Annotated in this window: 34 protein-coding genes; 1 reads left to right on the top strand and 33 read right to left on the bottom strand. The window is 67.8% G+C overall.

The window, feature by feature from the left end; genetic code table 11:
• The first annotated feature begins 65 nt into the window (after positions 1-65).
• Positions 66-2,642 (top strand): hypothetical protein, encoded by a 2,577-nt coding sequence (locus ACTOQ1_RS27960; protein ID WP_440070959.1) that lies wholly within the window; start codon positions 66-68, stop codon positions 2,640-2,642.
• Here the strand turns inward: ACTOQ1_RS27960 and truA are convergent.
• The 33 genes from truA to rplC form a co-directional block, all read right to left on the bottom strand.
• A complete protein-coding gene (truA, locus tag ACTOQ1_RS27955; RefSeq protein WP_440070958.1) occupies positions 2,632-3,513 on the bottom strand; it encodes a tRNA pseudouridine(38-40) synthase TruA in 882 nt (293 codons plus the stop codon). The genes ACTOQ1_RS27960 and truA overlap by 11 nt on opposite strands.
• A 171-nt stretch (positions 3,514-3,684) precedes the next feature.
• Positions 3,685-4,248, bottom strand: coding sequence for a 50S ribosomal protein L17 (rplQ, locus tag ACTOQ1_RS27950; RefSeq protein ID WP_440070957.1), 564 nt, complete (start codon positions 4,246-4,248; stop codon positions 3,685-3,687).
• A 177-nt stretch (positions 4,249-4,425) separates the two neighbouring features.
• The gene (locus tag ACTOQ1_RS27945) at positions 4,426-5,442 is read right to left on the bottom strand and encodes a DNA-directed RNA polymerase subunit alpha (RefSeq protein ID WP_089210160.1); all 1,017 of its coding nucleotides are present in this window, start codon (positions 5,440-5,442) and stop codon (positions 4,426-4,428) included.
• 101 nt (positions 5,443-5,543) lie between these two features.
• Positions 5,544-6,170 (bottom strand): 30S ribosomal protein S4, encoded by a 627-nt coding sequence (gene rpsD / locus ACTOQ1_RS27940; RefSeq protein WP_030912875.1) that lies wholly within the window; start codon positions 6,168-6,170, stop codon positions 5,544-5,546.
• Positions 6,171-6,246: 76 nt separating this feature from the next.
• Positions 6,247-6,651: a 30S ribosomal protein S11 gene (gene rpsK, locus ACTOQ1_RS27935; RefSeq protein WP_012887860.1), complete on the bottom strand. Its 405-nt coding sequence runs from the start codon at positions 6,649-6,651 to the stop codon at positions 6,247-6,249.
• Between the two features lie 45 nt (positions 6,652-6,696).
• On the bottom strand, positions 6,697-7,077 hold the full coding sequence (gene rpsM / locus ACTOQ1_RS27930) for a 30S ribosomal protein S13 (RefSeq protein ID WP_362678418.1): 381 nt from the start codon (positions 7,075-7,077) through the stop codon (positions 6,697-6,699).
• A gap of 212 nt (positions 7,078-7,289) precedes the next feature.
• The gene (rpmJ, locus tag ACTOQ1_RS27925; protein WP_003956441.1) at positions 7,290-7,403 is read right to left on the bottom strand and encodes a 50S ribosomal protein L36; all 114 of its coding nucleotides are present in this window, start codon (positions 7,401-7,403) and stop codon (positions 7,290-7,292) included.
• Between the two features lie 25 nt (positions 7,404-7,428).
• Positions 7,429-7,650, bottom strand: a complete 222-nt coding sequence (gene infA, locus ACTOQ1_RS27920; protein ID WP_012887858.1) for a translation initiation factor IF-1 — start codon at positions 7,648-7,650, stop codon at positions 7,429-7,431.
• Positions 7,651-8,173: 523 nt separating this feature from the next.
• A complete protein-coding gene (locus ACTOQ1_RS27915; protein WP_440070956.1) occupies positions 8,174-8,656 on the bottom strand; it encodes a hypothetical protein in 483 nt (160 codons plus the stop codon).
• Positions 8,657-8,767: 111 nt separating this feature from the next.
• On the bottom strand, positions 8,768-9,217 hold the full coding sequence (locus ACTOQ1_RS27910) for a DUF1707 domain-containing protein (protein ID WP_440070955.1): 450 nt from the start codon (positions 9,215-9,217) through the stop codon (positions 8,768-8,770).
• 31 nt (positions 9,218-9,248) lie between these two features.
• Positions 9,249-10,067, bottom strand: coding sequence for a type I methionyl aminopeptidase (map, locus tag ACTOQ1_RS27905; RefSeq protein ID WP_440070954.1), 819 nt, complete (start codon positions 10,065-10,067; stop codon positions 9,249-9,251).
• Between the two features lie 123 nt (positions 10,068-10,190).
• On the bottom strand, positions 10,191-10,841 hold the full coding sequence (locus ACTOQ1_RS27900) for an adenylate kinase (RefSeq protein ID WP_440070953.1): 651 nt from the start codon (positions 10,839-10,841) through the stop codon (positions 10,191-10,193).
• Positions 10,841-12,160, bottom strand: coding sequence for a preprotein translocase subunit SecY (gene secY / locus ACTOQ1_RS27895; protein ID WP_440070952.1), 1,320 nt, complete (start codon positions 12,158-12,160; stop codon positions 10,841-10,843). The genes ACTOQ1_RS27900 and secY overlap by 1 nt, the downstream gene beginning before the upstream one ends.
• A gap of 179 nt (positions 12,161-12,339) precedes the next feature.
• Positions 12,340-12,795 (bottom strand): 50S ribosomal protein L15, encoded by a 456-nt coding sequence (rplO, locus tag ACTOQ1_RS27890; RefSeq protein WP_362678406.1) that lies wholly within the window; start codon positions 12,793-12,795, stop codon positions 12,340-12,342.
• A gap of 2 nt (positions 12,796-12,797) precedes the next feature.
• Positions 12,798-12,980, bottom strand: a complete 183-nt coding sequence (gene rpmD / locus ACTOQ1_RS27885) for a 50S ribosomal protein L30 (RefSeq protein WP_012887849.1) — start codon at positions 12,978-12,980, stop codon at positions 12,798-12,800.
• A gap of 3 nt (positions 12,981-12,983) precedes the next feature.
• Positions 12,984-13,616 (bottom strand): 30S ribosomal protein S5, encoded by a 633-nt coding sequence (gene rpsE, locus ACTOQ1_RS27880; protein ID WP_329089955.1) that lies wholly within the window; start codon positions 13,614-13,616, stop codon positions 12,984-12,986.
• Positions 13,617-13,689: 73 nt separating this feature from the next.
• Entirely contained in the window at positions 13,690-14,073 is a 384-nt protein-coding gene (rplR, locus tag ACTOQ1_RS27875; RefSeq protein WP_344913778.1) for a 50S ribosomal protein L18, read from the bottom strand.
• 2 nt (positions 14,074-14,075) lie between these two features.
• Complete coding sequence (gene rplF, locus ACTOQ1_RS27870) at positions 14,076-14,618, bottom strand: 50S ribosomal protein L6 (protein WP_344746701.1); 543 nt, start codon at positions 14,616-14,618, stop codon at positions 14,076-14,078.
• An 18-nt stretch (positions 14,619-14,636) separates the two neighbouring features.
• The gene (gene rpsH / locus ACTOQ1_RS27865; RefSeq protein ID WP_329089949.1) at positions 14,637-15,035 is read right to left on the bottom strand and encodes a 30S ribosomal protein S8; all 399 of its coding nucleotides are present in this window, start codon (positions 15,033-15,035) and stop codon (positions 14,637-14,639) included.
• A gap of 146 nt (positions 15,036-15,181) precedes the next feature.
• Positions 15,182-15,367, bottom strand: a complete 186-nt coding sequence (locus tag ACTOQ1_RS27860; RefSeq protein WP_012887844.1) for a type Z 30S ribosomal protein S14 — start codon at positions 15,365-15,367, stop codon at positions 15,182-15,184.
• A 2-nt stretch (positions 15,368-15,369) separates the two neighbouring features.
• Positions 15,370-15,948 (bottom strand): 50S ribosomal protein L5, encoded by a 579-nt coding sequence (gene rplE / locus ACTOQ1_RS27855; RefSeq protein ID WP_329089947.1) that lies wholly within the window; start codon positions 15,946-15,948, stop codon positions 15,370-15,372.
• Positions 15,948-16,268: a 50S ribosomal protein L24 gene (gene rplX, locus ACTOQ1_RS27850; RefSeq protein WP_362839965.1), complete on the bottom strand. Its 321-nt coding sequence runs from the start codon at positions 16,266-16,268 to the stop codon at positions 15,948-15,950. The genes rplE and rplX overlap by 1 nt, the downstream gene beginning before the upstream one ends.
• Positions 16,268-16,636 (bottom strand): 50S ribosomal protein L14, encoded by a 369-nt coding sequence (rplN, locus tag ACTOQ1_RS27845; RefSeq protein ID WP_012887841.1) that lies wholly within the window; start codon positions 16,634-16,636, stop codon positions 16,268-16,270. Before rplN ends, rplX begins: the two co-directional genes overlap by 1 nt.
• A 188-nt stretch (positions 16,637-16,824) precedes the next feature.
• Positions 16,825-17,106 carry a 30S ribosomal protein S17 gene (gene rpsQ, locus ACTOQ1_RS27840; RefSeq protein WP_326635528.1) on the bottom strand — a complete coding sequence of 94 codons (282 nt, stop codon included), beginning with the start codon at positions 17,104-17,106 and terminating at the stop codon, positions 16,825-16,827.
• Positions 17,099-17,335 (bottom strand): 50S ribosomal protein L29, encoded by a 237-nt coding sequence (rpmC, locus tag ACTOQ1_RS27835; protein WP_030912909.1) that lies wholly within the window; start codon positions 17,333-17,335, stop codon positions 17,099-17,101. The genes rpsQ and rpmC overlap by 8 nt, the downstream gene beginning before the upstream one ends.
• Complete coding sequence (rplP, locus tag ACTOQ1_RS27830) at positions 17,335-17,754, bottom strand: 50S ribosomal protein L16 (protein WP_030912912.1); 420 nt, start codon at positions 17,752-17,754, stop codon at positions 17,335-17,337. The genes rpmC and rplP overlap by 1 nt, the downstream gene beginning before the upstream one ends.
• Positions 17,755-17,756: 2 nt before the next feature.
• Positions 17,757-18,626: a 30S ribosomal protein S3 gene (gene rpsC / locus ACTOQ1_RS27825; protein WP_344746699.1), complete on the bottom strand. Its 870-nt coding sequence runs from the start codon at positions 18,624-18,626 to the stop codon at positions 17,757-17,759.
• Positions 18,626-18,979: a 50S ribosomal protein L22 gene (gene rplV, locus ACTOQ1_RS27820; protein WP_030912916.1), complete on the bottom strand. Its 354-nt coding sequence runs from the start codon at positions 18,977-18,979 to the stop codon at positions 18,626-18,628. The genes rpsC and rplV overlap by 1 nt, the downstream gene beginning before the upstream one ends.
• Positions 18,980-19,055: 76 nt before the next feature.
• Complete coding sequence (gene rpsS, locus ACTOQ1_RS27815; RefSeq protein ID WP_012887835.1) at positions 19,056-19,334, bottom strand: 30S ribosomal protein S19; 279 nt, start codon at positions 19,332-19,334, stop codon at positions 19,056-19,058.
• Between the two features lie 11 nt (positions 19,335-19,345).
• Positions 19,346-20,182: a 50S ribosomal protein L2 gene (gene rplB, locus ACTOQ1_RS27810; protein ID WP_440070951.1), complete on the bottom strand. Its 837-nt coding sequence runs from the start codon at positions 20,180-20,182 to the stop codon at positions 19,346-19,348.
• Positions 20,183-20,273: 91 nt separating this feature from the next.
• The gene (gene rplW, locus ACTOQ1_RS27805; protein ID WP_030912923.1) at positions 20,274-20,576 is read right to left on the bottom strand and encodes a 50S ribosomal protein L23; all 303 of its coding nucleotides are present in this window, start codon (positions 20,574-20,576) and stop codon (positions 20,274-20,276) included.
• On the bottom strand, positions 20,576-21,223 hold the full coding sequence (rplD, locus tag ACTOQ1_RS27800) for a 50S ribosomal protein L4 (RefSeq protein ID WP_344746698.1): 648 nt from the start codon (positions 21,221-21,223) through the stop codon (positions 20,576-20,578). The genes rplW and rplD overlap by 1 nt, the downstream gene beginning before the upstream one ends.
• Positions 21,220-21,873 (bottom strand): 50S ribosomal protein L3, encoded by a 654-nt coding sequence (gene rplC, locus ACTOQ1_RS27795; RefSeq protein WP_329089937.1) that lies wholly within the window; start codon positions 21,871-21,873, stop codon positions 21,220-21,222. The genes rplD and rplC overlap by 4 nt, the downstream gene beginning before the upstream one ends.
• Positions 21,874-21,881 lie beyond the last annotated feature (8 nt).

Genomic DNA, 21,881 nt, shown 5'->3' with positions numbered 1-21,881 from the left:
TGAATCCGGCAGACGATACGGCCATACCCGCATGACGATCTCCGGCTGTCGCTAGGCTGCGTCGTATGCGTGGCCAGGAATCCGGGTCCGAGCACCAACGTGAAGCCGAGGGTTCGGCAGCACCGGCGACGCCGCCGCCGAGTTTCGGCCAGCCCTCGCCCCACGTGCTGCGGACCGATCTCACAGGTGACGAGCAGCCCCACAGCCCTTCGGCGTGGCCGGAGGTGACCCCCGGGGCGGCTCAGCCATGGACGGTCCCCGGCGACGGGGCCCCCTACGACTGGTACGCCCAGCCGGAGGACGACCCGCCCGCCCCCTGGTCCGGCCCCTCGCACGCCGCGCCCCGGCCGGAGCCGCTCCCGTCTCCGGAGCCCTCCGGTCCCCCGCGGCCCGAGTTCTCCGCCGAGCCCTCCGATCCCGCCGGGCCCGGGTTCCCGCCCGGCCCCTCGGGGAGCGCCCGGCCGGATCTCCCCTCCGAGCTCTCAGGCCCGCGGCCCGAGCTCCCGGATCCGCGGCCCGGGTTCCCGCCCGCTCCCTCCGGCCCCGCCTGGTCGGAGTTCTCCCGGCCCGATCCGGCCCCTCCGGCGTGGATCAACTCCCCCACGCCCCCGGAGCCCTCCCCTCCCGCCTGGCCGGCCCCGCCGAACCCGGGCGACCCCTCGGGCCCGTCCTGGCCCGGCGCCCCCGCGTCGGACGCGACCTCCCCCGCCTGGCCGCCCCCGCTCCCCGCCGAGGCCACCTCGCCCGCCTGGCCCTCTCCCGCCGACCGCCCGTCCGCGCCCTGGCCCGGTGCCCCCGGATCCGCCGACGCCCTGGGCCCGTCCTGGCCCGGCGCCCCCGCGTCGGACGCGACCTCCCCCGCCTGGCCGCCCCCGCTCCGGGACGACTCCTCCCCCGCCTGGCCGACGGAACCGGCCGCCCCTTCGCGGCCCGGCGAGGCCGGCGAGGGCGAGCGCCACGAGCACGGGGGTTCCGCGCCGCGGAGCGACCAGCCGCTGTCCACCGCGCCCATCGTGCCGGGCGCGCCGCCCTGGCAGCCGCCGCCCGCCTTCACGGCCGCGGCCGCGGGCATGCAGGTCTGGCCCTCGTCCGGGCAGGAGGCCCCCTGGCCCGCCGCGACCGGCGAGCCGGTGTGGACCGACCCCGAGGAGAGCGCCGCCCGCCCGGGAGAGCCCGGCGACGTCGCCGTGTGGCCGCCGGACGCCACCCCCCATCAGGAGCCGGACGAGAGCGGCGACACCACGGTCGACGTCCGCGCCACCGGGCCCGCCGCGCCGGCGCACCCCGCGCCGGGGGACCTCCTGGAGGACGGCCACGGCCTCGCGCCCCGGCAGGACCCGCCCGCCCGGCAGGCTTCCGCGCAGCCCTCCGCCCCGCAGGTCCCTCCGCAGCAGAACCCCGCGGCCCCGCAGGTCTCTCCGCAACAGGCCCCCGCGGCCCCGCAGCTCTCTTCGCAGCAGGCCCCCGCGCCCTCACCGGCCGGCCCGCCGGACGAGGCCCCTCCCGTCCTGTCCGGTCCCGCTCCGGCGGTTGTGCCCCCTATGTCTCCAATATCCGGACCCGTGGCGCAGCCCGTCACCCAGCCGGGCACACGACCGGGACCGGAGCCGGCCTCGCCGGTGCCCGCGCCTCCCCTCGACCAGGCCGCCCGCGACCGGACACCGTCCCAGCCCGCCGATCCCGGCCCGGAGGCGGCGCAGCCCTTCCCCTCCTCGGACCAGGCGACCCCGCCGGGCGGCATCCCCGTCGTCACCGGCGTCGCCCCGCCGTTCCCGGTCCTCCCGCCCCCGCCGGTGACCTCCGCGCCCGCGGGCGAACCGACGGCGGTCCTCGGGACCGGCCCGGCGACGACGCGGGGGGCGTTCACCCCGCTCTCGGCGTTCACCCCCGAGCCCCCGCCCCCCGCCCCCGCGCCGGCCCGCAGCAGGGCGAGTACGACGCTGATCGCGGCCGTGGTCGCGGTCGTGGTGGTCGGCATCGGCACCGGCGCCTTCTTCGCCTACCAGTCGTTCAGCGCCAAGCAGTCGGCGAACGCGACGGACCCGATTCCCAGCTCCGGAACCCTCGACCCCACCGACGACCTGGACATCACCGGCGAGCCCGAGCCGATCAACACCACGATGCTCAACTCCGAGAAGACCGACCCGGGCACGATGACCGTGGCCGCCGCCTTCGGCAAGAAGGTGTCCGTGGCCGGGACGACCTTCACCAGGGTCAAGACCGACGTCACCGAGCAGTGCCACAAGGCCGCGTCCGGCAAGTTCGCCGGCACCCTGCGCGACCAGGAGTGCCGCCGGGTGCTGCGGGCGACGTACGTGGACAGCAAGCGGCGATACGCCGTGACCACGGGGATCGCCGTGCTGCCCACCCGCGAGTCCGCGGTCGCGGCCGACAAGGCCAAGAATCTCGGCAGCAACCTGTGGTTCCGCGGCCTGCCCTCGGCCGCCGGCACGGGCGGCGAGCGGGTGCACATCGCGGGCGGCTACGCGGCCGGGATGGTGTGGGGCCGCTACATCGTGTTCAGCTACGCCACCTTCAGCGACGGGCACACGCCGACCGCCAAGGAGAAGGGGCTGGGCAAGGTCAGCGGCGCCTTCCGCGACCAGACCGCGAAGGTCGTGGAGCGCCGCGTCACGAGCTGAGCGTCCGCACCCGGCGGGTCTCCGCGGCCCGCCGGGCGAGCTCCTCGGCGCCGGGATAGCGCACCTCCTCCAGGCAGAGCCCGTGCGCGGGCGCGACGTGCACCCCCGAGTCCCTTACGGCCCTCGCCAGCACCCCGCCCGGCCAGTCGACCGGGAGCCGCCCCTCACCGACGGGCAGCAGGGATCCGACGAGCGCCCGGACCATGGAGTGGCAGAACGCGTCGGCCGTCACCGTCGCGACGACGAGCCCGTCCTCGCGGGTCCAGTCGAGCCGCTGGAGCTCGCGGATCGTGGTCGCGCCCTCGCGTTTCTTGCAGAACGCGGCGAAGTCGTGCTCGCCCAGGAGGGCGGCGGCGGCCGCGTTCAGCCTGTCCACGTCGAGGGGCCTGTTGTACCAGACGACCTCGCGGCGCCGGAGCGGGTCGACCCCGCCCGGGGCATCGGAGATCCGGTAGGCGTACCGCCTCGACAGCGCCGAGAACCGCGCGTCGAAGCCCTCAGGAGCCGCCGTGACGAGACGCACACGCACATCGGGCGGCAGGACCCCGGCGAGCCTCCTGCGCATGGCAGAGAGTCTCTCGGCGAGTTCCGCCGCGGATCCCGGCTCCGGGCCCTCGCCCGCCCCCCGGCGGTCGCGGCCGTCCAGCGCGCCGAGCGCGCCGGGGTCCAGGTCGACGTGGGCCACCTGACCGCGGGCGTGCACGCCCGCGTCGGTCCGCCCGGCCACGGTCAGCGCCGGGGGCTCGGCGAGCCGCAGGATCCTGCCGAGCGCCTCCTCGATCTCCCCCTGGACCGTACGCCGTCCGGGCTGCTTGGCCCAGCCGGAGAAGTCGGTGCCGTCATAGGCGAGATCCAGCCTCAGCCGTACCACGATGGTTCCTTTCTGGAACTCTCACGGGCTCACGTGCTCACATGGCCCCCGGGCCTCCCGGGCATTCCCGGGAGAGCGTCCGGAGACCTGCCGAAAGACCGCCTGGAGAACGGAAAGGGCCCGGCGCCCCCCGCTGAGGAGGTGCCGGGCCCGTTCACGGGGCCTGAGAGATCAGGCGTTGTCCTTCTTGGCCTCGGTCTCCTCGGCGGGAGCCTCGGTCGTCTCCTCGGAGGCCTTCGTCTCCTCGGTGGTCTCGGCCTTGGCCTCGCCGGCCTCCTCGGCCTTGGTCTCCTCGACCTCGGCCTCCTTGGCCTCCTCCGCCTTGGGCGCGGTGGCCTTGGCGGCGGCCGGGGTCTGGCCGACCTTGACCGCGTTCAGCGGCTCGGACACCAGCTCGATCACGGCCATGGGGGCGGCGTCGCCCTTGCGGAGGCCGATCTTGGTGATCCGGGTGTAGCCACCGGGACGCTCGGCGAAGGTCGGAGCGATCTCGGTGAAGAGGTGGTGGACGACGCTCTTGTCCTTGACGATCGTCAGCACCTGGCGACGGTTGTGCATGTCGCCCTTCTTCGCCTTGGTGATCAGCTTCTCCGCCACCGGACGCAGACGCTTCGCCTTGGCCTCGGTGGTCTTGATCCGGCCGTGCTGGAACAGCTGGGTGGCGAGGTTCGCCAGGATCAGCCGCTCGTGGGCCGGGCTGCCGCCGAGACGGGCACCCTTGGTGGGCCTAGGCATAACGTTCTCCTTGGGAGTAAACCCGCCCCGGCCGTACGAGGTACCGGGGTCGGGCCGGGGGCCGGAGGGCCCCCGTCATCGTGAAACTCGGTGACACCGGAGGTGACGAGGGGTCACCCGGTGCCGCGGGACGTCCGCGAGACGCCGTGAGGCGTGACGCCGCGGGACGTCCCGAACTCAGTACTGCTCGGTCTCGACGTAGGCGCTGTCGTCGTCGTCGTAGCCGCCGCCGGCCACCGCGCTCGGGTCGAACCCGGGCGGGGAGTCCTTGAGCGCGAGCGTCATCTCGTGCAGCTTCTGCTTGACCTCTTCGATGGACTTGGCACCGAAGTTCCTTATGTCGAGAAGGTCCTGCTCGCTGCGGGCCACGAGCTCACCCACGGTGTGGATGCCCTCGCGCTTGAGGCAGTTGTAGGAGCGGACCGTGAGGTTCAGCTCCTCGATCGGCAGCGCCAGGTCGGCGGCGAGGGCCGCGTCCGTCGGCGACGGGCCGATGTCGATGCCCTCGGCCTCGACGTTCAGCTCGCGGGCGAGGCCGAACAGCTCGACGAGGGTCTTGCCGGCGGAGGCCACCGCGTCGCGGGGCTTCATGCACGGCTTGGTCTCGACGTCCAGGATCAGACGGTCGAAGTCGGTGCGCTGCTCGACTCGGGTCGCCTCGACCTTGTAGGTGACCTTGAGCACCGGCGAGTAGATGGAGTCGATCGGGATGCGGCCGATCTCCTGGCCCGGCTGCTTGTTCTGCGCGGCGGAGACGTAGCCGCGACCGCGCTCGACGGTCAGCTCCATCTCCAGCTTCGCCTTGCCGTTCAGGGTGGCGATGCGCAGCTCGGGGTTGTGCACCTCGACACCGGCCGGGGGCGCGATGTCGGCGGCGGTGACGTCACCGGGGCCCTGCTTGCGCAGGTACATCACCACGGGCTCGTCGTGCTCGGAGGAGACGACCAGGTCCTTGAGGTTCAGGATGATGTCGGTGACATCCTCCTTGACGCCCGGCACGGTGGTGAACTCGTGCAGCACGCCCTCGATGCGGATGCTGGTCACGGCCGCGCCCGGGATGGACGACAGCAGCGTGCGGCGCAGCGAGTTGCCGATGGTGTAGCCGAAACCCGGCTCCAGCGGCTCGATGATGAACTTGGACCGAGTCTCCTCGAGGGACTCCTCAAGGAGGGAGGGACGCTGAGCGATCAGCATGGTGAGATCTCCCTTGCATGGCGGCGCCCGCTATTTGACGCCGCTCGAACAACAGCATAGGTGCCGTACGGCGGATCGCCGCACGGCACCTACAGGAGCCGCTACTTGGAGTAGAGCTCGACGATCAACTGCTCCTGGACCTGGGTGTCGATCTGCTGACGGACCGGGAGCTGGTGGACCAGGACGCGCAGCGCGTCCGGGACGACGCCCAGCCACGCCGGGTACGTCTTGTCACCGGCGGTGGCGCGGGCCACCTCGTAGGGCAGGAGGTTGCGCGACTTCTCGCGGACCTCGACGATGTCGTGCTCGCGCACGCGGTACGACGGGATGTCGACCTTCTTGCCGTTCACCAGGATGTGGCCGTGACGGACCTGCTGGCGGGCGGCGTCGCGCGACTCCGCGAAACCGGCGCGGTAGACCACGTTGTCGAGACGGCTCTCCAGGATCTGGAGGAGGTTCTCGCCGGTCTTGCCGGTCTTGCGGTTGGCTTCCTCGTAGTAGTTGTGGAACTGCTTCTCGAGGACGCCGTAGATGCGGCGGGTCTTCTGCTTCTCACGAAGCTGGAGCTGGTACTCAGACTCCTTGGGACGGCCGCGGCCGTGCTCACCCGGCGGGTAAGGACGGATCTCGATGGGGCACTTCGCGGACTCGCACTTCTTGCCCTTGAGGAAGAGCTTGGTCTTCTCCCTGCGGCAGAGCTTGCAGTCCGCACCCGTGTAACGAGCCATTTTCTATCTTCTCCTGGGCGTCAGACGCGACGGCGCTTCATGGGCGCTACCGGACGGCAGCTGGCTGCGGGGGCGGTCACACCCGCCTCCGCTTGGGCGGACGGCAGCCGTTGTGCGGCACGGGGGTGACGTCCTGGATGGACCCGACCTCGAGGCCGGTCGCCTGCAGCGACCGGATCGCGGTCTCACGGCCGGAGCCGGGGCCCTTGACGAAGACATCGACCTTGCGCATGCCGTGCTCCATGGCGCGGCGGGCGGCGTTCTCCGCGGCCATCTGCGCCGCGAACGGGGTGGACTTACGAGAGCCCTTGAACCCGACGTGGCCGGCGCTGGCCCAGGAGATCACGTTCCCACTCGGGTCGGTGATCGAGACGATCGTGTTGTTGAACGTGCTCTTGATGTGGGCGTGCCCGTGAGCGACGTTCTTCTTTTCCTTGCGGCGCACCTTCTTGGGTGCACCCTGGCGGCTCTTAGGAGGCATTCTTTGCCTTCACTCCTGAGGTCTTCGGTCCTGCGGCTACGCGGACTACTTCTTACCGGGCTTCTTCTTGCCGGCCACGGTCTTCTTCTTGCCCTTACGGGTGCGTGCGTTGGTCTGCGTGCGCTGACCGTGCACGGGAAGGCCACGGCGGTGCCGAATGCCCTGGTAGCACTGAATCTCGATCTTGCGACGGATGTCGGCCTGAACTTCGCGACGGAGGTCACCCTCGATCTTGTAGTTCGCCTCGATGTAGTCGCGCAGCGGCACCAGCTCTTCGTCGGTCAGCTGGTGAACCCGCAGGTCGCCGTTGACGCCGGTGGCCTGAAGGGTTTCGAGCGCACGAGTGCGGCCGATTCCGAAAATGTAGGTGAGAGCGATCTCCAGCCGCTTGTCGCGGGGGAGGTCTACACCAACCAGGCGAGCCATGGTCGGGCATTCTCCTTCGTTATGGCGGAGGTCCTGCGCCTCACTTCCCCTCCCCATGCCCGGGGTGAGGGCCCCGGCCTCCGACCGGGGGTCTCCTGCGGGGTACGGCGCGAGCCGCCGGCGCAGGTGTGAGACACGATTACGTGAAAGCCCCACATGGATCGAGTCCGCCTCTTAGGAGCGGACTCTCACGGGGCCTTGTTTTGGAGCGACTAACCCTGGCGCTGCTTGTGGCGCAGGTTGTCGCAGATCACCATGACGCGACCGTGCCGGCGAATCACCTTGCACTTGTCACAGATCTTCTTGACGCTCGGCTTGACCTTCATAGTCCTATTCGTCCCTCAGACGCGCTTACTTGTATCGGTAGACGATCCGCCCACGACTGAGGTCGTAGGGGCTCAGTTCGACGACAACCCTGTCGTCAGGAAGGATCCGGATGTAGTGCATCCGCATCCGCCCGCTGATGTGGGCCAGGACCTTATGGCCGTTGTCGAGTTGCACCCGGAACATCGCGTTCGGGAGCGACTCAACCACAGTGCCCTCGATCTCGATGGCGCCGTCTTTCTTGGCCATGTCCCTCGCGTTTCACTGATCGGTCGTCTGAGGCTTCGGAACACTAAGCAGCCGCGACCCAGCGCTTCGATGAGAGCGGCGGTTGCGACACCGCCGATGCGCAATGGTCATAGTGAACCGAAGAAGGAGTGTACGGCACCGGGCGAGGAAATGCGAAACACACGGCCGGCACCTTGACACAACCGCTACAAAGGATACCGCAGATCCCGAGCGGGACGGACGGCACGGCTCGACGCGCGAATGCTCGCTTCCCCATTGTGGCACGTCCGGCCAGGTCAGGCCAGCATCCCGGGTCCCACTCCCCGCCCCCGGGCACGGGAAAGCCCCCCGGCGACCCGGCGCCGGGGGGCTTGCTCGACCAACCTCATCGATCAACGTTTTCCGATCGACTTCTCTCGGCCGACGCTTCTCGACCAACACCCCTTGATCAACACCTCTCGGCCAACGTCCCGCCGAAGGGCCCCCGCCCTCATCGGATGACCTTGACCACTCGGATCGTCCCCCCGGAAGGAGTGGGGAGGGATCAGAAGGCGTCACCCCAGCGACCGCAGTCGTCGAACTTGTTGCCGCCCTCGCAGACCCGGATCTTGAAGTCGTCGAAGCCGTTGCTCTTCTTGAACCCGCCGAACTTGTTGAAGCCGGAGTTGCCGAAGGTGCTGAACACCTTGCTGTGCGAGCCGAACTTGTCGTGCCACTTGAACCACACGTAGCTGCGCTGGCGGTCGCGGTCGCGGTCGAACAGGTTGCCGTAGAACCAGTAGCGGCCACCGCTGCTGGTCCAGTAGCCCTTGAAGTAGGAGCGCTTGCCGAAGCTCTCGCCACCGCCGAAGCCCGAGTAGTACGGACCGAAGAAGTGCTTGCTCGACGTCTGCGCCTCCTGGACCGCGACCGCGGACCCGGCCGGGGCCTGCGAGGCCGAGGCCATCGCCGACGGGGCGGCGAGGACACCCGCGGCCAGCGAACCTGCCAGCGCCGCTCCGACCAGGGCTGCACGGATCTTGCTCATTGAATCTTCCTCCTGTGAACCGGGGTCCGGCTGTCCGGACACCGCTCACGTTAGGAAGATTCAGTCCCTCCTTCTGCGGAGGAATGCACACTCAACGCCCAGAGTGCACTATTACGGGTTCCGTCCTCGCCCCAGGACCGTGGCGACCGTCGTCACCAGCAACACCACACCCCACGGGCCCATGACCCACAGGGGCCACGGGTACGGGAAGTCGTCGCCGGTCACCCCGATGATGAGCCAGATCATCCAGTTGATGCCGCTGGCCGTCGCCCAGACGGACCAGGCGGCCATCAGGCCCTTGTCCTGCGCGCCCTTCACGCTGCTCGCCTTGGCGCGCTCAGGGGCCCGGGAGGGGGCCTCGGGGAGCCGGCGCAGGTCGACGTCCGGAAGGTCGGAGGTGAGGACGGCGAGCTCGCCGTACGTCTTGCTGGTGTAGAGCTGCTCCAGACGCTCGTCGAACTCCTCCGTGGTCAGGCGTCCCTGGGCGTAGTGCTCCCTCAGGACCGAGGCGACCTTGTCGCGATCTCCGTCGGAGGCTCGCATCTCCGGACCAGCCGCCATGTCACCACATCCGCTCGCCGGCGGGCCCGAATCAGCCCGCGTCTCCCAACAGGTCGGCAAGCCGCTCTTTCCCCCCGTCAAGGGCGGTCAATACCCAAGGTCCATTATGTGTCACGGCGACGCTGTGTTCGAAGTGTGCGGAGACCTTTCCGTCGATCGTGACCACGGTCCAGTCGTCGGCCAGCACCTTGGTCCTGTCCGTCCCGAGGTTGACCATCGGCTCGACGGCGAAGCACATGCCCGGCTCGAACTTCGGGCCCCGGCCGGGCTTGCCGTGGTTGGCCACCCACGGGTCCATGTGCATCTCGGTGCCGATGCCGTGGCCGCCGTACTCCTGCGGGATGCCGTAGCGCCCCTGGGAGCGGACGTACTTCTCCACCTCGTGGCCGATATCGGACAGATGGCGGCCCACGGTGAGCGCGGCGATGCCCCGCCACATGGCCTCCTCGGTGACCCGCATCAGCTCGGTCAGCTTGGGATCCACCTCGCCGACCGGGACCGTGACGGCCGAGTCGCCGTGCCAGCCGTCCAGGATGGCGCCACAGTCGATCGAGATGATGTCGCCCTCCCGCAGCGGGCGGCGGTCACTCGGGATGCCGTGGACGACCTCGTGGTTGACCGAGGCGCAGATCGTGGCGGGGAAGCCCTGGTAGCCCTTGAAGGAGGGGATCGCCCCCTCGTCCCTGATGGCCTTCTCCGCGATCGCGTCCAGGTCCAGAGGCGTCATGCCCGGCTGGACGCTCTCCCGCAGGAGCTGCAGGGTACGGCCGACCACGAGACCTGCCGCCCGCATCTTCTCCACCTGCTCGGGCGTCTTCATCTGGATTCCATGCTTGTTCTTCTTGAACACGTGCACACCCCCTGGGGTGGTTCAACGGGCGGTCCGGGAGCCCAATTCCCCCGATTCTGCCCTAAATGACAGCACGCCACCCATGAGAAACCCATGGGTGGCGTGCTCGGTGCTATCGCTTCGCTAGCCGATGAAGGGGTTCAGAGCCTCCATCGCGCGCTGGGTGACCTCTTCCACCGGACCGGTGGCGTCCACGCCGACCAGGATGCCCTCGTCGGCGTAGAAGGAGACCAGGGGAGCGGTCTGCTCCTGGTAGACCTCCAGGCGGTGCCTGACGGTCGCCTCCTTGTCGTCGTCCCGCTGGTACAGCCGGCCGTTGCAGGCGTCGCAGACGTCGTCCTTCTTGTCATCGAAGTCGACATGCCAGATGCGGCCGCACTGGCTGCAGGTCCGGCGCCCCGCGAGCCTGCGGACGACCTCCTCGTCGTCGACCACGAGCTCCAGGACGATGTCCAGACCGACCTCGAACTCGGCGAGGATCTTCTTCAGGATCTCGGCCTGGGGCACGTTCCTGGGGAAGCCGTCGAGCAGGAAACCGTCCTGCGCGTCCTTCTCGGCGAGGCGGTCGCGGACCATCGCGATGGTGACCTCGTCGGGTACGAGGTCGCCGCGGTCCATGTATTCCTTGGCAAGCTTGCCGAGCTCCGTGCCACCCGAGACATTGGCGCGGAAGATGTCACCTGTCGAAATCTTCGGGATCGACAGGTTCGATGCGACGAACTGGGCCTGTGTCCCCTTACCCGCTCCGGGGGGCCCGACCAGGACGAGGCGCACTACTTCAGGAAGCCTTCATAGTTGCGCTGCTGCAGCTGGCTCTCGATCTGCTTCACGGTGTCGAGGCCGACACCAACCATGATCAGAATGCTCGTCCCTCCGAACGGGAAGTTCTGACTCGCGCCGACGAGCGCCAGCGCGACGATCGGCACCATGGAGATCAGGCCCAGATACAGCGCGCCAGGAGCGGTGAGTCGCGTGAGCACGTAGTTCAGGTACTCAGCCGTCGGGCGACCCGGACGGATGCCCGGGATGAACCCACCGTACTTCTTCATGTTGTCGGCGACTTCAACGGGGTTGAAGGTAATCGACACGTAGAAGTACGTGAAGAAGACGATGAGCAGGAAGAAGGTGATCATGTACGTCGGGGTGGTCCCGCCGCCGCCGAACTCCTGCGAGATCCACTGGATGATCGGGTGCGGCTCTTCCTGGGTGTTCGAGAAGAGCGTCGTGATCAGCTGCGGAAGGTAGAGCAGCGAGGAGGCGAAGATGACCGGGATGATGCCGGCCTGGTTGACCTTCAGCGGGATGTAGGTCGACGTCCCGCCGTACATCCTGCGGCCGACCATGCGCTTGGCGTACTGCACCGGGATCCGGCGCTGTGCCTGCTCCACCATCACGACCAGGGCGATCATCGCGATACCGACGACGATGACCACGGCGAAGACGAAGCTGCCCTTCTGGCGGGCGATGTTCAGCAGCTCGGACGGGAAGACCGCGATGACCTGCGTGAAGATCAGGATGGACATGCCGTTGCCGATGCCGCGATCGGTGATGAGCTCGCCCAGCCACATGACGACGGCGGTGCCGGCCGTCATGGTCAGCACCATCGTGACGATGGCGAAGACGTTGTCCTTGTCGAGGAGGATCTCCTCGCGGCACTGCGGGAACAGCTGGCCGCTGCGGGCCAGGGCCACGAAGGCGGTCGACTGCAGGACCGCCAGGCCGACCGTCAGGTAACGGGTGTACTGCGTGATCTTCGTCTGCCCGGCCTGTCCCTCCTTCTTGAGGGCTTCCAGGCGCGGGATGACCACGACGAGCAGCTGAAGAATGATGCTCGCGGTGATGTACGGCATGATGCCGAGGGCGAAGATTGAAAGTTTCAGAAGGGCGCCGCCGCTGAACAGCTGCACCATTCCGTAGATGTTGCCCGCGTCCCCCGCCTGCGCCTGGGTGAGACAACGGCTGATGTTCTCGGTATGCACACCCGGAGTCGGCAGGACCGACCCAAGTCGGAACAGCGCGATGATGCCCAAAGTGAAGAGCAACTTCTTACGCAGGTCCGGCGTACGGAACGCTCGGGTAAATGCGGTCAGCACGGTCCCTCCTGCGCGCCTGAAAGGCGAGGTCGGTCAGCGATGGTGCGGGGGTGTTCCATCTTTGCCATATCCAGTCAATGAGCCCACGGAAATGAGTCGAGGCCCACTGTCCAGCGAACTCTAACGCACTACGGGCGCGGGAGCCCATTACGAGCCCCCGCGCCGCGTGATGATAACGCCTACAGCTCGGAGACGGAGCCCCCGGCAGCGGCGATCTTGTCCTTGGCCTTGGCCGAGAAGGCGTGCGCCTCCACGTTCAACGCCACGGAGATGTCACCGGTTCCCAGAACCTTGACGAGCTGGTTCTTGCGAACCGCGCCCTTGGCGACGAGCGTGTCGACGGTGACGTCGCCACCGTCGGGGAACAGCTCGCCGAGCCTGTCAAGGTTGACGACCTGGTAGGTCGTCTTGAACAGGGCGTTGGAGAAGCCCTTGAACTTGGGCAGGCGCCGCTGCAGCGGAACCTGGCCACCCTCGAAGCCGAGCGGGACCTTGTTCCTGGCCCTCGTGCCCTTGGTACCACGACCCGCGGTCTTGCCCTTGGACGCCTCGCCGCGGCCCTTACGGACCTTCGACTTGTTGGCGCCGGGGGCCGGACGCAGGTGGTGGATGCGGAGCGGAGTGTTCTCTGCCATGTCTAGTCGACCTCTTCCACGGTGACGAGGTGCGTCACCACGGTGACCATGCCACGGATCTCCGGGCGGTCCTCCTTGACAACGACGTCGCCGATTCGCTTCAGACCGAGCGAGCGCAGCGAGTCACGCTGGTTCTGCTTGCCACCGATCTTGGAACGGACCTGGGTAATCTTCAGGCGTGCCATGGACTAGCTCACCGCCTTCGCGGCCGCGGCCTCCGCGAGACCCTCGGCGCGAGCCTTGAGCATCCGCTTGGGGGCGACGTCCTCGATCGGGAGACCACGGCGGGCCGCGATCTCCTCGGGGCGGCTGAGGCCCTTCAGGGCCGCCACCGTGGCGTGCACGATGTTGATCGGGTTGTCCGAGCCGAGCGACTTGGACAGCACGTCGTGGATACCGGCGCACTCCAGCACGGCGCGCACCGGGCCACCGGCGATGACGCCGGTACCGGGCGAGGCCGGACGCAGGAAGACGACGCCCGCGGCCTCTTCGCCCTGCACGATGTGCGGGATGGTGCCCTGGATGCGGGGCACCTTGAAGAAGTGCTTCTTGGCCTCTTCGACACCCTTGGCGATCGCCGCGGGCACTTCCTTGGCCTTGCCGTAGCCGACGCCGACCATGCCGTTGCCGTCACCGACGATGACGAGGGCGGTGAAGCTGAAGCGACGACCACCCTTCACGACCTTGGCCACTCGGTTGATCTTCACAACGCGCTCGATGTACGAGACGCCCTTGTCAGCGTTTCCACCGCGGCGATCGTCACGACGACCGTCACGCCGCTCGCCACCGGCGGCGCCACCGCGACGCGGAGCTCCAGCCATTAGTGGTTCCTCTTCTCATTCGTAAGACGGGCCATCGGGTGCGATCCTGGATTGCGATCCTGGGACGGAGTCATCAGAACTCCAGTCCGCCTTCGCGTGCGCTGTCTGCCAGCGCCGCGATGCGGCCCGCGTAGCGGTTGCCACCCCGGTCGAACACGACCGCGGTGATCCCGGCTGCCTTGGCCCGCTGAGCGAGAAGCTCGCCGACCTGCTTGGCCTTGTCGGTCTTGGCGCCCTCCGCCGAGCGCAGGGAGGCGTCCATGGTGGACGCGCTCACCAGCGTGTGGCCCTGGGTGTCGTCGACGATCTGCACGAAGAGGTGCTTCGTGGAGCGGTTGACGACCAGGCGCGGACGCGTGGCCGTACCGGCCACCTTCTTGCGGACTCGGCCGTGGCGGCGGGCCCGCGAGACGGCGCGGGCGGCCGTGTGCTTGCCGAACGCAGTCTTGCCAGCCATGCCTACTTACCAGCCTTTCCGACCTTGCGGCGGATAACTTCACCCTGGTAGCGCACGCCCTTGCCCTTGTACGGGTCGGGCTTGCGCAACTTGCGGATGTTCGCGGCGATCTCGCCGACCTTCTGCTTGTCGATGCCGTCCACGTGGAACAGCGTCGGCCGCTCGACGCGGAAGGTGACACCCTCGGGGGCGTCGACGATCACCGGGTGGCTGAAGCCGAGAGCGAACTCGAGCTGAGTCGGGCTCTTGGCCTGCACGCGGTAACCGACGCCCACGATCTCCAGGGTCTTCGAGTAACCCTGGGTCACACCGGTCACCATGTTGGCGACCAGGGTGCGGGACAGGCCGTGCAGCGCACGGACCTTGTTCTCGTCGTTGGGACGGGTGACGTTCAGATTGCCGTCGTCACCCTTGGCGATCGCGATGGGTTCCGCGACCGTGTGTGAAAGCGTGCCCTTGGGACCCTTGACCGTGACGTCCCGGCCGTCGATGGCGACGTCCACTCCGTTCGGTACGGGGATGGGCAGCCGTCCGATTCTTGACATGCTGTTCGTTCTCCCCTCTTACCAAACGAAGGCGAGGACTTCCCCGCCCACTCCACGCTTGCCGGCCTGCTTGTCCGTCATGAGACCGCCGGACGTCGAGATGATCGCGACGCCCAGTCCGCCCAGGACTCGGGGCAGGTTGTCCTTCTTTGCATAAACCCGCAGGCCGGGCTTGGAAACCCGGCGCAGGCCCGCGAGGGACCGCTCACGGGTCGGCCCGAACTTCAGCTCCACCACGAGGTTCTTTCCGACCTTGGCGTCTTCGACGCTCCAGGACTGGATGTAACCCTCCTGCTGGAGGATCTCGGCGATGTGCGCCTTGATCTTCGAGTACGGCATCGCCACACTGTCGTGGTACGCCGAGTTCGCGTTTCGCAGACGCGTCAGCATGTCTGCGATCGGGTCCGTCATCGTCATGGCCGGTGGCCTTCCTCACCGCGGTTTCCACAGGGGACCTACGGTGCGGTCATGGACGCCTGTAGTCGGCGCCCGGTGAATACGACTTCTATGTGCGGCCGGTGCCACGCGCGGGCCCGTGATCGCTCACGGGGCCGCGCGGAAGGCTACCAGCTCGACTTGGTGATGCCGGGCAGCTCGCCCCGGTGCGCCATCTCACGGAAGCAGATGCGGCACAGGCCGAACTTCCTGTAGACGGCGCGGGGACGACCACAGCGCGAGCACCGAGTGTACGCCCGGACCTCGAACTTGGCCTTGCGAGCAGCCTTGACCTTGAGCGACGTCTTCGCCATGATCAGGCCTCCTTGAACGGGAATCCGAGCTGCTTCAGCAGCGCCCGGCCCTGGTCGTCGGTCTTAGCGGTGGTCACGACCGTGATGTCCATACCACGCTGGCGGTCGACCTTGTCCTGGTCGATCTCGTGGAACATGACCTGCTCGGTGAGACCGAAGGTGTAGTTCCCGTTGCCGTCGAACTGCTTGGGCGACAGACCGCGGAAGTCACGGATGCGGGGCAGCGCCAGCGAGAGCAGCCGGTCGAGGAACTCCCACATGCGGTCACCGCGAAGCGTGACGTGCGCGCCGATCGGCATGCCCTCGCGCAGCTTGAACTGGGCGATGGACTTGCGGGCGCGGACGACCGCCGGCTTCTGGCCGGTGATCACGGTGAGGTCGCGGACGGCGCCTTCGATGAGCTTCGAGTCGCGCGCGGCCTCGCCGACGCCCATGTTCACCTTGATCTTGGTGATGGTGGGCACCAGCATGATGTTCTCGAACTCGAACTGCTCGTTCAGCTTCGCGATGATCTCTTCGCGGTAGCGCTGCTTGAGGCGCGGGAGGGCCCGCTGTCCGGTCTCGGTGGTGTTCGCGGTCATCAGTTGTCCTCACCCGTCTCCTCGGAAGCGGCCTTGGCCGACTCCTTCTTGGCGGGCTTGTCGTCCTTGGCAGGCTTCTCATCCTTGAGCTTCTTGACGTTGCTCACGTGGATGGGAGCCTCCATGGTCTGCACGCCACCGGTCTTGGCGCCGCGCGGACCCTGGTTGGTCTCCTTGGCGTGCTTCTTGACCATGTTGACGCCCTCGACCACCACGCGCTCGTCGCGCGGGTGGGCGGCGATCACACGACCCTTGGCACCCTTGTCCTTGCCGGCGATGACCAGGACGAGGTCACCCTTCTTCACATGAAGCTTCGGCATTACAACACCTCCGGCGCGAGCGAGATGATCCGCATGAACTTCTTGTCACGCAGCTCACGTCCGACGGGACCGAAGATGCGGGTGCCCCGGGGGTCACCGCTGTCCTTGATGATGACGGCGGCGTTCTCGTCGAAGCGGATGTAGGAACCGTCGGGACGGCGGCGCTCCTTGACGGTGCGGACGATGACGGCCTTGACCACATCGCCCTTCTTCACGGTGCCGCCGGGGATGGCGTCCTTGACCGTGGCGACGATGATGTCGCCGATTCCCGCGTAACGGCGGCCCGAGCCACCGAGAACACGGATGCAAAGGACTTCCTTCGCACCGGTGTTGTCGGCGACCTTGAGCCGCGACTCCTGCTGGATCACTTGAACTCCTGTTTGTCTCGCCGGTTCTCACCCGTCGCTCTGTGGGTGAGCCTTGCGGAACCTGATGGTCTTTTTCCCCCGGCGACAGCCCCTCTCAGGACCGCCACCGCAGGCGGGGCGAAGATCGCTTCGCCCCCTTGGACGCCGTCATGGGGGGTGACGGTGTCACCCCCCACGAGGCGCGTTGCCTACTTGGCCTTCTCGAGGATCTCGATGACCCGCCAGCGCTTGCTGGCGGACAGCGGCCGGGTCTCCATCAGGAGGACACGGTCGCCGACACCGCAGGTGTTGGCCTCGTCGTGCGCCTTGTACTTGGTCGTCCTGCGGATGACCTTGCCGTACAGGGGGTGCTTGACGCGGTCCTCGACAGCGACCACGACAGTCTTGTCCATCTTGTCACTGACGACCAGACCCTCACGGGTCTTGCGGTAGTTCCGCGTCTCGGTCGTGGTTTCCGTGGCCTCAGCCATCGATCGACTCCTTCTCTACCGTGACGATTCCGAGCTCCCGCTCGCGCATCACGGTGTAGATACGGGCGATCTCGCGGCGGACGGCACGCAACCGCCCGTGGCTCTCCAACTGGCCGGTCGCTGCCTGGAAGCGGAGGTTGAACAGCTCCTCCTTGGCTTCCTTCAGCTTCGTGACCAGGGTGTCCTGGTCTTCCACCCGCAGCTCACCGGCGGTCAGGCCCTTAGCCATCACGCCTCACCCACTTCACGCTTGACGAACCGGCACTTCATCGGCAGCTTGTGCATCGCACGACGCAGGGCTTCGCGAGCCACCGGCTCGGCGACACCCGACAGCTCGAACATGATGCGGCCGGGCTTGACGTTGGCGATCCACCACTCCGGCGAACCCTTACCGGAACCCATGCGGGTCTCGGCGGGCTTCTTCGTGAGGGGGCGGTCCGGATAGATGTTGATCCAGACCTTTCCACCACGCTTGATGTGACGGGTCATCGCGATACGAGCCGACTCGATCTGGCGGTTGGTCACGTAGGAGTGCTCAATCGCCTGAATGCCGAACTCGCCGAACACGACCCTGGTGCCACCCTTGGCGGCTCCGTGACGGTCGGGCCGGTGCTGCTTGCGGTGCTTGACCCTGCGCGGGATCAGCATGGTCAGCTCCCTTCAGCACCCGGCTGCGCAGCCGGGCCGGTCTCGGGGGCGGCCTGCGAGGCCGCCTCGTTCCTGGGGGCGGAGGCGCGGTCGCCACGGCCGGCACCGGCGCCACGACGGGCGCCACCGGCGCCGCCGCCACGACGGGGACGGTCGCCGCCACCGGCACCGGGGCCACGACGGTCGTCGCGGTCACGACGCTGGCCGGCACGAGCACCGGCGGCGGCCGCCTCGCGCTCGGCGCGGCTGGTCGGAGCCTCACCCTTGTAGATCCACACCTTCACGCCGATACGGCCGAAGGTGGTGCGGGCCTCGTACAGGCCGTAGTCGATGTCCGCGCGGAGGGTGTGCAGGGGCACGCGGCCCTCGCGGTAGAACTCCGAACGGGACATCTCGGCGCCGCCGAGACGACCGGAGCACTGCACCCGGATGCCCTTGGCACCGCTCTTCATCGCCGACTGCATCGCCTTGCGCATGGCACGGCGGAACGAGACACGGCTGGACAGCTGCTCGGCCACACCCTGGGCGACGAGCTGAGCGTCGATCTCAGGGTTCTTGACCTCGAGGATGTTCAGCTGGACCTGCTTCTTGGTCAGCTTCTCGAGGTCACCGCGGATCCGGTCCGCCTCGGCGCCGCGGCGGCCGATGACGATGCCCGGACGGGCGGTGTGAATGTCGACCTGTACCCGGTCGGTGGTCCGCTCGATCTCCACCTTGGAGATGCCGGCCCGCTCCATGCCCTTCTTGAGCATGCGGCGGATCGCCACATCCTCGGCAACGTACGACTTGTAGAGCTTGTCGGCATACCACCGGCTCTTGAAGTCGGTCGTGATGCCGAGGCGGAACCCGTGCGGGTTAACCTTCTGACCCACTAGCGGGTCCTCCCCTTCGGCTCGCGGGACTCCACGATCACGGTGATGTGGCTGGTCCGCTTGTTGATCCGATAGGCACGACCCTGAGCACGGGGACGAAACCGCTTCAGCGTCGGGCCCTCGTCGACCCAGGCACGGCTCACGAAGAGCGTGTCACGGTCGAGCTTGAAGTTGTGCTCCGCGTTGGCAATGGCGCTCGAGAGCACCTTGTACACGGTCTCGCTCGCCGACTGGGGAGCGAACTGCAGCACGGCCTGCGCCTCCGAAGCGGGCAGCCCGCGAATGAGGTCCACCACACGGCGGGCCTTCATGGGCGTGTGGCGCGCGAACCGCGCCTGAGCCCTGGCTTCCATCGCTTACTCCTCTTACCCTTCGTTTTGGTCGAGTCCGTCTCGCCTTGTGAGGCTCGACGTCCTCTTCCTGAGGCGCTTATCGCCGGCTGCGGCGGTCTTCCTTGACGTGGCTGCGGAAGGTTCGCGTCGGAGCGAACTCACCCAGCTTGTGGCCGATCATCGACTCGGTGACGAACACCGGGACGTGCTTGCGGCCGTCGTGAACGGCGATCGTGTGACCAAGCATGTCGGGCACGATCATGGAGCGCCGCGACCACGTCTTGATGACGTTTTTGGTGCCCTTCTCGTTCTGGACATCCACCTTCTTCTGAAGGTGGTCGTCCACGAAGGGACCCTTCTTAAGGCTACGTGGCATTTTGGCTGCTCCTACCGCTTCTTCCGCTTGGTACGACGGCGGATGATCAGCCGGTCGCTGGCCTTGTTCGCCGCACGGGTACGTCCCTCGGGCTTGCCCTTGGGGTTGACAGGGTGACGACCGCCGGAGGTCTTACCCTCACCACCACCGTGCGGGTGGTCGACCGGGTTCATCGCGACACCGCGGACGGTGGGGCGCTTGCCCTTCCACCGCATCCGGCCGGCCTTGCCCCAGTTGATGTTGGCCTGCTCGGCGTTGCCGACCTGGCCGATCGAGGCCCGGCAGCGAACATCGACCTGGCGCATCTCGCCGGAGGGCATACGCAGCGTGGCGTACTGGCCCTCCTTGGCGAGGAGCTGGATCTGCGCGCCGGCGGAACGGCCCAGCTTGGCGCCACCACCCGGACGGAGCTCCACCGCGTGGATGAAGGTACCGGTCGGGATGTTGCGCAGCGGGAGGCAGTTACCCGGCTTGATGTCGGCCGTGGGGCCGTTCTCGATGTTGTCGCCCTGCTTGACGCCGGTGGGGCAGAGGATGTAGCGCTTCTCCCCGTCGGCGTAGTGCAGCAGCGCGATGCGGGACGTGCGGTTCGGGTCGTACTCGATGTGAGCGACCTTGGCCGGGATCCCGTCCTTGTCGTGACGCCGGAAATCGATGATCCGGTAGGCGCGCTTGTGGCCACCACCCTGGTGACGGGTGGTGACTCGGCCGTGGACGTTACGGCCACCCTTGCTGTGCAGGGGTGCAAGCAGCGACTTCTCGGGCGTGCTGCGCGTGATCTCGGCAAAGTCCGAGACGCTGGCGCCGCGGCGACCCGGGGTCGTCGGCTTGAGTTTACGGATGCCCATCTTTTTCGTTCATCCTTCGTCGGTTAATCCGGTCGAATGCCCCTCACCAGGCGGCGAGGGGCTTTCTCCCTGTACTTACTGAGCGAGCGCGTCAGCCGATCTGGCCGAAGATGTCAATCCGGTCGCCCTCGACCAGGCTGACGATGGCTCGCTTGGTGGCCGGGCGCTGGCCGTAGCCGAACCTGGTCCGCTTCCGCTTGCCCTGGCGGTTGATGGTGTTGACGCTGGCGACCTTGACACCGAAGATCTTCTCAACGGCGATCTTGACCTGCGTCTTGTTGGCCGTCTTCCGCACCAGGAACGTGTACTTGTTGTGCTCGTCGATCAGGCCGTAGCTCTTCTCGGAGACAACCGGCTTGATGATGATGTCGCGCGGGTCGGCGATCTTCTCCATCAGGCGTCTTCCTTCCCGCTCTTGCTCAGACGCGCCACGATCTGGTCGTAAGCGTCCTGAGTGAAGACGACGTCGTCGTAGCAGAGCACGTCGTAGGTGTTGAGCTGCCCGGCGTCCAGAAGGTGGACCTCGGGAGCGTTGCGCAGGCTCAGCCAGCTGAGCTCGTCACCCTCGTCGACGACGACCAGGACGCTGCGGGCCTTGGTGAGCCTGCGAAGCGACTCGAGAGCCGCCTTGGTCTTGGGGGTCTCCCCCTCGACCAGACCGCTGACCACGTGAACGCGGCCGCCGGTCGCCCGGTCGGACAGGGCCCCGCGCAGGGCGGCGGCCTTCATCTTCTTGGGAGTCTTCTGGGAGTAGTCCCGCGGAACCGGGCCGTGGACGGTGCCACCGCCGGTGAACTGCGGGGCGCGGGTCGAACCCTGGCGGGCGCGGCCGGTGCCCTTCTGGCGGTACGGCTTCTTGCCGCCGCCTCGGACCTCACCGCGGGTCTTCGCCTTGTGGGTGCCCTGCCGGCGAGCGGCGAGCTGGGCCACGACGACCTGGTGGATCAGCGGGATGTTGACCTTCGTACCGAAGATGTCCTCCGGCAGGTCGACGGTGCCGGCCTTCTCACCGCGTACGTCGAGGACGTCAATGGTGCTCACTTGGCAGCCCCCTTCTTGGCGGCGGTGCGGACCAGGACCAGGCTGCCGTTGGCGCCGGGGATCGCACCCTTGATCAGGATGAGGCCCTTCTCGGCGTCCACGGCGTGAACCTTGAGGCTCTGGACGGTCGTGCGGACGTTGCCCATCCGGCCCGCCATGCGCACGCCCTTGAAGACGCGGCCGGGGGTGGCGCAGCCACCGATGGAACCGGGCGAGCGGTGCTTGCGCTGCGTACCGTGCGAGGCGCCGAGGCCCTTGAAGCCGTGGCGCTTCATGACACCCGCGAAACCCTTGCCCTTGCTCTTGCCCGTCACGTCGACGAACTGGCCGGCCTCGAAGGTGTCGGCGAGGAGCTCCTGGCCCAGGGTGTAGTCGCTCGCGTCGTCGGTGCGGATCTCCGCGAAGTAACGGCGCGGGGTGATGTCGTGCTTGCGCAGGTAGTCGCCGAGCGGCTTGTTGACCTTCCGCGGGTCGACCTGGCCGAAGCCCAGCTGGACGGCGGTGTAGCCGTCCTTCTCGGCGGTGCGGACGCGGGTCACGACGCACGGGCCAGCCTCGACGACGGTCACCGGGACCATCCGGTTGTCCGCGTCGAAGACCTGGGTCATGCCGAGCTTCTTGCCCAGGACGCCCTTGATCTTGTTAGCCATGTCAGTGC

This window comes from Streptosporangium sp. OZ121 (assembly GCF_051918885.1).
GTDB lineage: Bacteria > Actinomycetota > Actinomycetes > Streptosporangiales > Streptosporangiaceae > Streptosporangium.
The sequence above is the reverse complement of the archived record's forward strand: the minus strand, read 5'-3'. Positions and strand labels throughout refer to the sequence as shown.

Excerpts from the sequence above, each read along its gene's own strand:
- ACTOQ1_RS27960 (WP_440070959.1), top strand. The coding sequence starts at position 66 with ATGCGTGGCCAGGAATCCGGGTCCGAGCACCAACGTGAAGCCGAGGGT.
- rplQ (WP_440070957.1), bottom strand. The coding sequence starts at position 4,248 with ATGCCTAGGCCCACCAAGGGTGCCCGTCTCGGCGGCAGCCCGGCCCAC.
- ACTOQ1_RS27945 (WP_089210160.1), bottom strand. The coding sequence starts at position 5,442 with ATGCTGATCGCTCAGCGTCCCTCCCTCCTTGAGGAGTCCCTCGAGGAG.
- rpsD (WP_030912875.1), bottom strand. The coding sequence starts at position 6,170 with ATGGCTCGTTACACGGGTGCGGACTGCAAGCTCTGCCGCAGGGAGAAG.
- rpsK (WP_012887860.1), bottom strand. The coding sequence starts at position 6,651 with ATGCCTCCTAAGAGCCGCCAGGGTGCACCCAAGAAGGTGCGCCGCAAG.
- rpsM (WP_362678418.1), bottom strand. The coding sequence starts at position 7,077 with ATGGCTCGCCTGGTTGGTGTAGACCTCCCCCGCGACAAGCGGCTGGAG.
- rpmJ (WP_003956441.1), bottom strand. The coding sequence starts at position 7,403 with ATGAAGGTCAAGCCGAGCGTCAAGAAGATCTGTGACAAGTGCAAGGTG.
- infA (WP_012887858.1), bottom strand. The coding sequence starts at position 7,650 with ATGGCCAAGAAAGACGGCGCCATCGAGATCGAGGGCACTGTGGTTGAG.
- ACTOQ1_RS27915 (WP_440070956.1), bottom strand. The coding sequence starts at position 8,656 with ATGAGCAAGATCCGTGCAGCCCTGGTCGGAGCGGCGCTGGCAGGTTCG.
- ACTOQ1_RS27910 (WP_440070955.1), bottom strand. The coding sequence starts at position 9,217 with ATGGCGGCTGGTCCGGAGATGCGAGCCTCCGACGGAGATCGCGACAAG.
- rplO (WP_362678406.1), bottom strand. The coding sequence starts at position 12,795 with ATGGCAGAGAACACTCCGCTCCGCATCCACCACCTGCGTCCGGCCCCC.
- rpmD (WP_012887849.1), bottom strand. The coding sequence starts at position 12,980 with ATGGCACGCCTGAAGATTACCCAGGTCCGTTCCAAGATCGGTGGCAAG.
- rpsE (WP_329089955.1), bottom strand. The coding sequence starts at position 13,616 with ATGGCTGGAGCTCCGCGTCGCGGTGGCGCCGCCGGTGGCGAGCGGCGT.
- rplR (WP_344913778.1), bottom strand. The coding sequence starts at position 14,073 with ATGGCTGGCAAGACTGCGTTCGGCAAGCACACGGCCGCCCGCGCCGTC.
- rplF (WP_344746701.1), bottom strand. The coding sequence starts at position 14,618 with ATGTCAAGAATCGGACGGCTGCCCATCCCCGTACCGAACGGAGTGGAC.
- rpsH (WP_329089949.1), bottom strand. The coding sequence starts at position 15,035 with ATGACGATGACGGACCCGATCGCAGACATGCTGACGCGTCTGCGAAAC.
- ACTOQ1_RS27860 (WP_012887844.1), bottom strand. The coding sequence starts at position 15,367 with ATGGCGAAGACGTCGCTCAAGGTCAAGGCTGCTCGCAAGGCCAAGTTC.
- rplE (WP_329089947.1), bottom strand. The coding sequence starts at position 15,948 with ATGACCGCGAACACCACCGAGACCGGACAGCGGGCCCTCCCGCGCCTC.
- rplX (WP_362839965.1), bottom strand. The coding sequence starts at position 16,268 with ATGCCGAAGCTTCATGTGAAGAAGGGTGACCTCGTCCTGGTCATCGCC.
- rpsQ (WP_326635528.1), bottom strand. The coding sequence starts at position 17,106 with ATGGCTGAGGCCACGGAAACCACGACCGAGACGCGGAACTACCGCAAG.
- rpmC (WP_030912909.1), bottom strand. The coding sequence starts at position 17,335 with ATGGCTAAGGGCCTGACCGCCGGTGAGCTGCGGGTGGAAGACCAGGAC.
- rplP (WP_030912912.1), bottom strand. The coding sequence starts at position 17,754 with ATGCTGATCCCGCGCAGGGTCAAGCACCGCAAGCAGCACCGGCCCGAC.
- rplV (WP_030912916.1), bottom strand. The coding sequence starts at position 18,979 with ATGGAAGCCAGGGCTCAGGCGCGGTTCGCGCGCCACACGCCCATGAAG.
- rpsS (WP_012887835.1), bottom strand. The coding sequence starts at position 19,334 with ATGCCACGTAGCCTTAAGAAGGGTCCCTTCGTGGACGACCACCTTCAG.
- rplB (WP_440070951.1), bottom strand. The coding sequence starts at position 20,182 with ATGGGCATCCGTAAACTCAAGCCGACGACCCCGGGTCGCCGCGGCGCC.
- rplW (WP_030912923.1), bottom strand. The coding sequence starts at position 20,576 with ATGGAGAAGATCGCCGACCCGCGCGACATCATCATCAAGCCGGTTGTC.
- rplC (WP_329089937.1), bottom strand. The coding sequence starts at position 21,873 with ATGGCTAACAAGATCAAGGGCGTCCTGGGCAAGAAGCTCGGCATGACC.